Raw genomic sequence first — 7481 nt, 5'->3', positions numbered from 1 at the left:
AGTTGACAGTTGACAGTTGACAGTTGACAGTTGACAGTTGACAGTTGACAGTTGACAGTTGACAGTTGACAGTTGACAGTTGACAGTTGACAGTTGACAGTTGACAGTTGACAGTTGACAGTTGACACATTTTTATCCCTAATATGTTTAAGTCAAGATTTATTCCATATTTGTTGTATTGGTCAAACTAGCACTAGCACCAACTGCTTAGGGGTACTACCTAATTTTCGTTAAAATTTAAAGAAAAATTTACAACTCAACAAGCTTATTTACAAAAATTTACATAAACTCATCTTTTTATAAACAAAAGTTATTTAAACTTAACCACACTTTGTATATAAAACATCCCTAATTGTCATAGATTGATACGTTAATTAGACTAAGCCATCACAAATGTTAAAGAATTTAGACTCCTTAATTTGAAAGCAAGTCGTTCTATTACCAGTTTCACTAAATAACGGAACCCTTTACTCTTATCTCATTCATTTCTCATTTCGTTACGACTCTCAAAAGACTACATTAAAAATAAGATAGCTATTGAATCCTCCCAATCCTTCTACATTAGGGAAATATTGGGAAAACTCATACAGAACGAAAAATCAAAAAAACTGACTTTTCACTCTAACAGTGATAGGATAGGTAAATTGCTAAGACATAAACATCGTGATAATCATGTCGACCATTTTAAGAATTGCTACTCGTCAAAGTCCGCTTGCGCTATGGCAAGCGAATTTTGTTAAAGATCGTTTAGAAGCGCTTCATCCTAGTCTCTCCGTAGAACTTGTGCCCATGATCACCAAAGGTGATGTCATTCTTGATACGCCTTTGGCGAAAATTGGAGGAAAAGGCTTATTCGTTAAAGAATTAGAAAATGCGTTGTTAGAGAAACGGGCCGATATTGCCGTGCATTCCATGAAAGATGTTCCGATGCAATTTCCTGAAAGGCTTGGATTAAGTGTGATTTGTAAACGAGAAGATCCGCGTGATGCCTTTGTTTCCAATCGCTATACATCACTTGACAAGTTACCTAAAGGGGCGATTGTTGGTACATCAAGTTTACGCCGTCAATGTCAGTTAAAGCAATTACGACCGGATTTAGATATTCGCTCATTACGTGGCAATGTCGGCACGCGTTTAAGTAAATTAGATAAGGGGGAATACGATGCGATTATCCTTGCTGCAGCGGGATTAATTCGCCTAGGAATGGAAGAACGCATTACTTCCTTTATTGATACCAGCCTTTCTTTACCTGCTGCCGGTCAGGGTGCTATCGGGATAGAATGTCGAACAGATGATATTGCCGTGCAAACATTACTTGCCCCTCTTTCAGATCAAGAAACCACAGCCTGTGTATTAGCGGAAAGAGCGATGAATGCTCATTTACAGGGAGGCTGCCAGGTGCCTATTGGTGGCTATGCAGTATTAGAAAACAACCAGATTTATTTAAGAGCCCTTGTTGGTGAACTTGACGGTTCATCCCTTATCAAAGCGGAAGGAAAAAGTGCGGTTGAAAATGCAGAAGAATTAGGTGTTCAAATCGCAGAGCAACTGCTCAGCCAAGGTGCGGATCGTATTCTTAGCAAAGTTTATGCCCTAGGGGAGCAATAATGGCTGTGCTCGTCACTCGTCCCGATGAACGTGGAAAACAACTGGTTGACTTACTCAATCAATCGGGAGTCGTAGCATTGCATTTACCTTTATTTACCTTTGAAAGTGGCAATGATCTTGGCGATCTCCCCAAGAAACTAAACCAGCTCAACACCGGCGATTATGTCTTCCTTGTCTCTAAAAGTGCGGTCGATTTTTCCGTGAGAACCTTGAAAGAAACCGGTTTTTCTTGGCGTGAAGATTTACAATACTTTACGGTCGGGCAGAGAACCGCTCAGTATTTTTCTTGTCAAAGCGAGCAAATTACCCGTTATCCTATTTCACAAGAAAATAGTGAAGCCTTACTTGCTCTTCCCCCTATGCAGCAACTTAATGGAAAACAGATTTTAATTTTACGTGGCAACGGCGGACGGGAATATTTTTCCGAACAAGCAAGACAACGGGGGGCAAATGTCGATATTTTGGAATGTTACCGCCGAGAACCTATTAATTATAATAGAGAGGAGCAAACCAGCATCTGTAAACGCTCCGGTGTGGATACTTTAGTCGTCACCAGCATAGAAATTTTGCAAGCACTCATTGAATTTGTTCCGGAAAATGAGCAGAATTGGCTTAAAAATTGTCGCTTAGTGACAGTAAGCCTACGAATCGCTGAAGCTGCAAAAAGACAAGGCTGGCAAACCGTTATCTTATCGCCAAAAGCAGATAATCAAACTTTGTTAAAAACATTACTTAGCTAAATGACCTAATAAGGAATGAATATGACGAAAAATCAATCAAATGAAGTGCTAGAAAATCTTGATGATAGCGTACAAAATACGGTTGAAAATCAAGCGGATACACTCTCCCAAGCACCTCAAACTATCGTAAAAAAAAGTGGAACGGGGTTAAGTCTGCTCGCTATTTTAATCGCCTTGAGCGTGGGAGGCGCAGGCTATTATTTTGGTCAACAGCAAGTGAGCGAAATTCAACAAAAATTGACCGCACTTGAAGGGCAAATGGTTCAAACCACGCTCAATCCTTCCACCGAAAATACTCAAGCGACACAAGTTGTTACTCTTGAAAAAGCCAATGCTGAAATACAAGGCAAAGTAAGCCAGCTTGAACAGCAGATTTCTGCAAAAGAACAAGCCTTGAGTGCCATACGTCAACAGCTTGATTATGTGAGTAAACAAGCAGCAGCACAACAACCTAATGATTGGTTATTTTCTGAAGCTGACTTCTTATTAAACAATGCGTTACGTAAATTAGTCTTAGACAACGATGTCGATACCGGCGTATCTTTGTTAAAACTTGCCGATGAAACACTCGCAAAAATAAATAATACCGATGCAATAGCCGTTCGATCTGCGATAAATCAAGATCTGAAACAACTCCTTTCAGTGGATAGTATCGATCAAAATTCCGTCATGCAACGTCTCTCCCAATTAGCAAACTCCGTGGATGAACTGCCTGCACTCAATGTCAATTTTGGCGATGATCCAAATTCAGAGAAATTATCCGATTCTTTAGACGATTGGCAGGCAAATGCAGAAAAAAGTGCGGTTTCTTTTTTAAATCATTTTATTCGAATTACGCCAAAACAAGGGGCGGATAAAAAAGAATTACTCGCACCAAATCAAGACATTTATTTACGTGAAAATATCCGCCTTCGTTTGCAATTAGCCATTATGGCAGTACCACGCCAGCAAAATGACTTATACAAACAATCGTTAGATGCTGTAGCAACTTGGGTGCGTAGCTATTTTGATACCGATACTGAAGTGACTCAAAGCTTCTTAAAATCCGTTGACGAGTTGGCCGAACTGTCAGTTTATGTGGATGTACCAAACCAATTACAAAGTTTGAATTTGTTGGATAAACACCTCAATCGTGTACCGGTAGATGTACAAAAAATTGAAATTCAAGCAGAAAAAGCTTTCAATGAACCGCCTAAAACAGAGGAAGCAAATAGTCAAGACGAACCGAAAGGCGTTTCCTCAGAGGAAAAACCAACAGCCGAGCCACAACAATAAGGATAGACTATGTTTAGAACACTCTTTTTAATGCTGGCTTTACTCGCCGGATTAATTGCAGGGCCCTATCTTTCAGGTCAGCAAGGTTATGTGCGAATTGAAACGGCAAACAATATTTATGAGATGTCCATCACAACTTTAGTTATTTTATTTATCGCAACACTTGCAATAATTTATGCAGCAGAATGGATAGTGAACCGTTTTTTACGTTTAAGTAATAACACTTATAGTTGGTTTTCACGCCGTAAACGGGTAAAAGCCCAAAAACAAACCCTTGAGGGTTTAATGAAAATGAATGAGGGGGATTATGCCAAAGCAGAAAAACTCATTGGAAAAAATGCGAAACATTCTGAAGAACCCATTCTGAACTTAATCAAAGCCGCTGAAGCAGCACAACAACGTGGTGATGAATTTAGTGCAAACCGCTATTTAATTGAAGCAACAGAGCTCGCCGGTTCAGACAACTTGCTTGTAGAAATTACCCGCACTCGAATTCTATTACAACAGCGTAAACTACCGGCTGCACGTAGTTCAGTAGATAGCTTGTTGGAAATGACAGACCGCAATAAAGAGGTCTTAAAATTAGCTGTTGAAATTTATACTCAATCCAAAGCCTATCAAGCCCTTGATAATATTCTAGAGCCAATCCAACGTTCAGACTTGTATTCTGAGGAAGAGTTTAAAGCATTGCAAATGAAAACCGAAAATGGTTTACTTGATGAAAAAATGAATGAAGAAGGGGTAGATGGCTTACTCGCTTGGTGGGAAGAGCAACCACGCCGTCGCCGTAACGATTTAGACTTAAAGGTGGCGTTGATTGAACGATTAATTGATTGTAATGATCACGAATCTGCCTATGAATTTACTCTTGAGGTGTTGAAAAAATGGGGCGATAACACACCATTAAGCCAGACACTTTGCACACAAATAACACGTTTACAACCAGTTGATAATACTAAATTAATCAAAATAATAGAAAAACGAGCAAAACGTACGGATGAAAATCAACAATGTAGTCTCCAACGTTCCCTTGGCTATTTGTATGTCCGTAACAATGAATTTGCTAAAGCAGCCGAGTCATTCAAGAAAGTCATAGCTTGTCCAAAAGAGCTTGAATCAAACGATACCATGATGGCGGCTTATGTTTTTGAACAAGTCGGCGATAAAGCGATGGCAGAAAAAATCCGTCAAGAAAGCCTACACCATGCAATGTCGATCCAACCTAACGAGGTAGATAAAACTGAAGAAAATCCTACCGCACTTTTAGAAGAAAAAGCATAATAGAAAAGGCGCAATATTTGTTTATTGCGCCTTAATTTTATCTGGTTAGATTGATTTCAGAAGCAACACGACTGCTTCACAGGCAATTCCTTCACTTCTTCCGGTAAAACCTAATTTTTCTGTCGTTGTCGCTTTCACATTGACTTGCTCGATATCGCTGCTCAAGTCATCAGCAATCACCGCCCGCATATCATCAATATAAGGACGCATTTTAGGTGCTTGAGCAATAATGGTGACATCAACATTACCTACTTTATAGCCTTTCTCTTTCACTTGGCGAAAAGCCTCTCTTAACAAACCTCGGCTATCGGCATTTTTATATTGCATATCGGTATCGGGAAAAAGTTTTCCTATATCCCCTAACGCAGCAGCCCCTAACAGAGCATCCGTCAATGCGTGAAGGGCAACATCACCATCAGAGTGAGCAATAAAACCTGTATGATAAGGAATTTCAACGCCACCAATAATTAATGGTCTATCTTCACCAAAGGCGTGTACATCAAAGCCGTGTCCAATTCTTATCATTATATTTTCCTTGTTAAATAAAATTCTGCTAATGCGAGGTCTTCAGGTCTTGTCACTTTGATATTATCACGCCTTCCTTCGATCAAGTGCGGTCGAAATCCGGCAAGTTCCATCGCTGAAGCCTCATCTGTAATAACACAATGTTGTTTTAATCCGTTATCAAGGGCATGTTTTAGCAAATCTGCTCGAAAAAATTGTGGTGTTTGAGCTTGCCAAAGTTGTGAACGATCCTCTGTTGTAAGAATATCTCCCAATTCATCACTGCGTTTAATCGTATCCGTCACCGGAATGGCAAGAATTGCCCCATGCTCATCATTGATTTCTAGTAGCTTATTTAAATCCGTTTCTGTTAAACAAGGTCTTGCGGCATCATGCACTAATGCCCACGCATTTTCTTCGCTAATCACTTCTAACGCATTTAAAACCGATGCAGCTCTAGTCTCTCCCCCCTCGACAAGTTGAATTTTTTTATGAGTGAGAACGGAAAGTGCCGAGACATACGGATCATCTTTTCCTACCGCCACAATAATTCGGGAAATCCTAGGATGATCAATCATGATACGCAGAGTATGCTCTAAAATCGTTTTACCTAAAACCGTTAAATATTGTTTCGGTCTATCCGCGTTCATTCTAGAACCCACCCCAGCCGCGGGGATAATCGCAATAATCGTTCGTGACATTATTTATGCTCTTTCACAATGTGGTAGAAGATCTCGTTTTCTTTTACAAGATCATGTTGCATTCTGGCACGCTCTTCAATAGATTCAAACCCTTTCGTTAAGCCTTGAATTTCCGCTGAAATCATTTGGTTTCTCTGCTCGAGTTTTTCATTTTCAGCTTTATTTTCAATGATCTGCGCTGAAATGGCTTTATAATCCAAATAGCCATTCTTGCCAAACCAAAGATCGTATTGGAAAAGCGCAAGAATCCCCACAAGTATGACAATAAATATCCGCATAATTATTTTGTCTAGCTTACTGTAAAAAATGCCCATAGTTTATCTTGAAATAACAATAAAGGCGATGGAAAAGTGCGGTCAAATTTTGTGTATTTTTTCATCGCCTATTAAATGGGACTAAATGTGATCTTAATCACAAATTTACGAGAATAGCCCCTCAATAAAATGAAATTTCATCGAATCTCAAAGAAAACTTGCTATACTTTTTCCACCCTATTTTATCTTCTAAGAGGAAAATACAATGAAAAAAGCATTAAAAATGACCGCACTTGCTACAATTTCTGCTGTTGTATTAGCAGGCTGTACAAATAAGATGGATTCGCAAGAACATGCCAATATGCAATTAGAGCAACAAGCCGTGTTAGGATTAAACTGGATGCAAGATTCCGGTGAATATCAGGCTTTGGCTTATCAGGCTTACAATGCAGCAAAAGTGGCCTTTGATCAGGCAAAAGTCGCCAAAGGCAAGAAAAAAGCCGTTGTCGTCGATTTAGATGAAACGATGTTAGACAATAGCCCCTACGCAGGCTGGCAAGTTAAAAACAACAAGCCCTTTGATGGTAAAGACTGGACTCGTTGGGTAGAGGCCCGTCAATCTCGAGCTATTCCGGGTGCGGTAGAATTTAACAACTATGTGAATTCTCATAAAGGAAAAATGTTTTACGTGAGTAATCGTAAAGATAGTAGCGAGAAAGCCGGTACAATTGACGATATGAAACGATTAGGTTTTAAAGGGGTTGATGAATCTGTCTTTTATTTGAAAAAAGACAAGTCAGCCAAGGCTGCTCGTTTTGCTGAAATTGAAAAACAAGGTTACGAAATTGTGCTCTATATTGGTGATAACTTAGATGATTTTGGCGATACGGTTTACGGTAAATTAAATACAGAACGCCGTGATTTTGTGGCGAAGAATCAGGCTAAATTTGGTAAAACTTATATTGTCTTACCCAATGCGAACTATGGCGGCTGGGAAGGCGGCTTGAAGAAGGATTATTTTAAAGGCGACACCCAAAGTAAAATTAAGGCACGTTTAGATGCCATTCAAGCATGGGATGGCAAATAGTCGTTGATTGAAGATAAAGCGTTGTAAAAAG

General features: G+C 39.5%; 8 protein-coding genes. 5 read left to right on the top strand and 3 right to left on the bottom strand.

Annotated elements, in window-relative coordinates; translation table 11 throughout:
• The first annotated feature begins 672 nt into the window (after positions 1 to 672).
• Genes hemC through E4T92_RS10795 form a run of 4 tightly spaced genes read left to right on the top strand, consistent with a single transcriptional unit; the run spans position 673 to position 4904 of the window.
• Positions 673 to 1608: a hydroxymethylbilane synthase gene (hemC, locus tag E4T92_RS10810; RefSeq protein ID WP_135094834.1), complete on the top strand. Its 936-nt coding sequence runs from the start codon at positions 673 to 675 to the stop codon at positions 1606 to 1608.
• Positions 1608 to 2348, top strand: coding sequence for a uroporphyrinogen-III synthase (locus E4T92_RS10805; RefSeq protein ID WP_135094832.1), 741 nt, complete (start codon positions 1608 to 1610; stop codon positions 2346 to 2348). The genes hemC and E4T92_RS10805 overlap by 1 nt, the downstream gene beginning before the upstream one ends.
• Positions 2349 to 2369: 21 nt before the next feature.
• Positions 2370 to 3623: a uroporphyrinogen-III C-methyltransferase gene (locus E4T92_RS10800; RefSeq protein ID WP_135094830.1), complete on the top strand. Its 1254-nt coding sequence runs from the start codon at positions 2370 to 2372 to the stop codon at positions 3621 to 3623.
• Positions 3624 to 3632: 9 nt separating this feature from the next.
• A complete protein-coding gene (locus tag E4T92_RS10795; protein ID WP_135094828.1) occupies positions 3633 to 4904 on the top strand; it encodes a heme biosynthesis protein HemY in 1272 nt (423 codons plus the stop codon).
• Positions 4905 to 4949: 45 nt separating this feature from the next.
• Here the strand turns inward: E4T92_RS10795 and ispF are convergent, their stop codons facing one another.
• The 3 genes from ispF to ftsB are packed head-to-tail and all read right to left on the bottom strand — an operon-like array spanning position 4950 to position 6387.
• Positions 4950 to 5429: a 2-C-methyl-D-erythritol 2,4-cyclodiphosphate synthase gene (gene ispF, locus E4T92_RS10790; protein WP_135094826.1), complete on the bottom strand. Its 480-nt coding sequence runs from the start codon at positions 5427 to 5429 to the stop codon at positions 4950 to 4952.
• Positions 5429 to 6109, bottom strand: coding sequence for a 2-C-methyl-D-erythritol 4-phosphate cytidylyltransferase (gene ispD, locus E4T92_RS10785; protein WP_135094824.1), 681 nt, complete (start codon positions 6107 to 6109; stop codon positions 5429 to 5431). Before ispD ends, ispF begins: the two co-directional genes overlap by 1 nt.
• The gene (gene ftsB, locus E4T92_RS10780; protein ID WP_135094822.1) at positions 6109 to 6387 is read right to left on the bottom strand and encodes a cell division protein FtsB; all 279 of its coding nucleotides are present in this window, start codon (positions 6385 to 6387) and stop codon (positions 6109 to 6111) included. The genes ispD and ftsB overlap by 1 nt, the downstream gene beginning before the upstream one ends.
• Before the next feature lie 241 nt (positions 6388 to 6628).
• Here ftsB and E4T92_RS10775 point away from each other — a divergent pair, with 241 nt between their 5' ends.
• The gene (locus E4T92_RS10775) at positions 6629 to 7450 is read left to right on the top strand and encodes a 5'-nucleotidase, lipoprotein e(P4) family (RefSeq protein WP_135094820.1); all 822 of its coding nucleotides are present in this window, start codon (positions 6629 to 6631) and stop codon (positions 7448 to 7450) included.
• Positions 7451 to 7481: the final 31 nt, after the last annotated feature.

The organism is Pasteurella sp. WM03 (genome assembly GCF_004570945.1).
Lineage (GTDB): Bacteria > Pseudomonadota > Gammaproteobacteria > Enterobacterales > Pasteurellaceae > Rodentibacter.
The sequence above is the reverse complement of the archived record's forward strand: the minus strand, read 5'-3'. Positions and strand labels throughout refer to the sequence as shown.

Bases quoted from the DNA above. Each gene is read 5' to 3' on its own strand.
- hemC (WP_135094834.1), top strand. From the start codon at position 673: ATGTCGACCATTTTAAGAATTGCTACTCGTCAAAGTCCGCTTGCGCTA.
- E4T92_RS10805 (WP_135094832.1), top strand. From the start codon at position 1,608: ATGGCTGTGCTCGTCACTCGTCCCGATGAACGTGGAAAACAACTGGTT.
- E4T92_RS10800 (WP_135094830.1), top strand. From the start codon at position 2,370: ATGACGAAAAATCAATCAAATGAAGTGCTAGAAAATCTTGATGATAGC.
- E4T92_RS10795 (WP_135094828.1), top strand. From the start codon at position 3,633: ATGTTTAGAACACTCTTTTTAATGCTGGCTTTACTCGCCGGATTAATT.
- ispF (WP_135094826.1), bottom strand. From the start codon at position 5,429: ATGATAAGAATTGGACACGGCTTTGATGTACACGCCTTTGGTGAAGAT.
- ispD (WP_135094824.1), bottom strand. From the start codon at position 6,109: ATGTCACGAACGATTATTGCGATTATCCCCGCGGCTGGGGTGGGTTCT.
- ftsB (WP_135094822.1), bottom strand. From the start codon at position 6,387: ATGCGGATATTTATTGTCATACTTGTGGGGATTCTTGCGCTTTTCCAA.
- E4T92_RS10775 (WP_135094820.1), top strand. From the start codon at position 6,629: ATGAAAAAAGCATTAAAAATGACCGCACTTGCTACAATTTCTGCTGTT.